1 protein-coding gene is annotated in these 1,424 nt (G+C 30.5%); it reads left to right on the top strand.

Going from position 1 to position 1,424, the window contains the following annotated elements:
- Positions 1–119 precede the first annotated feature (119 nt).
- Positions 120–1,319, top strand: a complete 1,200-nt coding sequence (locus BMX53_RS18875) for an IS4 family transposase (RefSeq protein WP_063175387.1) — start codon at positions 120–122, stop codon at positions 1,317–1,319.
- Positions 1,320–1,424: the final 105 nt, after the last annotated feature.

The following is a 1,424-nucleotide window of genomic DNA, read 5'->3' as shown; positions in this document are numbered from 1 at the left end:
CATTGTTGTCCGATAAAAATATGTAACCTGAGATTTGTCAATATGGCATAAAAAAAGAAGCCAGCATGCTGGCTTCTAAAAAGTTATCGTAGTTTAGTCTTGCAAACCATAAACATACGATGAGTAAAAGTACATATTTTTCAAGTAAATCCGTATTCGGACAGCTGATTTCTTTAATAGATACAGAGATTATCAAATCTGCAGTAGTGAAAACTAACTCTGATTATTATGTAAAGAAGTTTAAATCCAAAGACCATCTAATAAGTATGCTTTTTTGTTGTTTTGCTAAATGCAATTCACTTCGTGAAGTATCTGGTGCAATGCTTGGATTATCAGGAAAAACCAAAGGATTTCAATTAGACCATATCCCCAAACGTAGCACTTTATCAGATGCTAATAAAAATAGAGAAGTGAGTTTTTTTGAAGATGTCTATAATCAACTTCTTTACAAATACACAAACACTATATCGGACAGCCGAATTAAAGATATTATCAAAAAACAAGTAAAGCTTGTCGATAGTAGTACGATAAGCCTATTTAAAGAGATATTAAGTTGTGTAGGTCGTAAATCAAAAGATGGAAAATCAAAAGGAGGTATAAAAGTTCACTCAGTAATTAATGCTGATGAAAAGGTTCCCAATATGGTGTGGTTTAGCTCTGCGGCAACACATGATCATAATTTTCTAAAGAAACTTAAATGTGATGATAATACCATTTATGTTTTTGACAAAGGATACAATGATTACAAGGCTTTTAAGCATTTTTCAGAGTACCAAACAGGTTTCGTGACAAGGTTAAAAGGCAATGCGTGTTATGATATAATAGAAGTTAATCAAATTCCTGAACATCTACATAGTGGTGTGTTACAAGACGAAATTATTGAAGTCGATGTTAAAGAAAACAACAGTACAACGAAACTTAAATTACGCAAAGTGAAGTTTTATGATAGAGAGAACAAGAGGGAATTCGAGTTTATAACTAATCTTTTCGAAATAAGAGCAGATATGATAGCTGCCTTATACAAACTTAGATGGCAAATAGAACTTGTCTTTAAACAGCTTAAGCAGAATTTTCCTTTAAAGTACTTTTTAGGAGATAATGAGAATGCTATTAAAATACAGATATACTGTGTTTTGATAGTAAATTTACTCATATCTGTGATTAAGAAAAAGCTTACAAGAAGTTGGGCTTTCTCAAATTTGGTAAGTTTTTGTAAGATCCATCTGTTTAACTATATTAAACTATTACATTTCTTAGAAAATCCTGAACAAGATTGGATTATTGAGGTTCAAAAGATAAAACAACTCTCTTTGTTCTGAGAGCCTATTTCTAGGTTTAGTATGAAATTAAAAGTATATAAAACTGATTATCAATATAATATGATTGAAAATTCTATTGATAATAAGTTTTATCGGACACTAATG

The organism is Myroides marinus, assembly GCF_900109075.1.
GTDB classification, from domain to species: domain Bacteria; phylum Bacteroidota; class Bacteroidia; order Flavobacteriales; family Flavobacteriaceae; genus Flavobacterium; species Flavobacterium marinum_A.
This window is presented reverse-complemented; position numbering and strand designations above follow the sequence as displayed.

What these genes read in the sequence shown, in the direction of transcription:
- BMX53_RS18875 (WP_063175387.1), top strand. Translation starts at nt 120, where the DNA reads ATGAGTAAAAGTACATATTTTTCAAGTAAATCCGTATTCGGACAGCTG.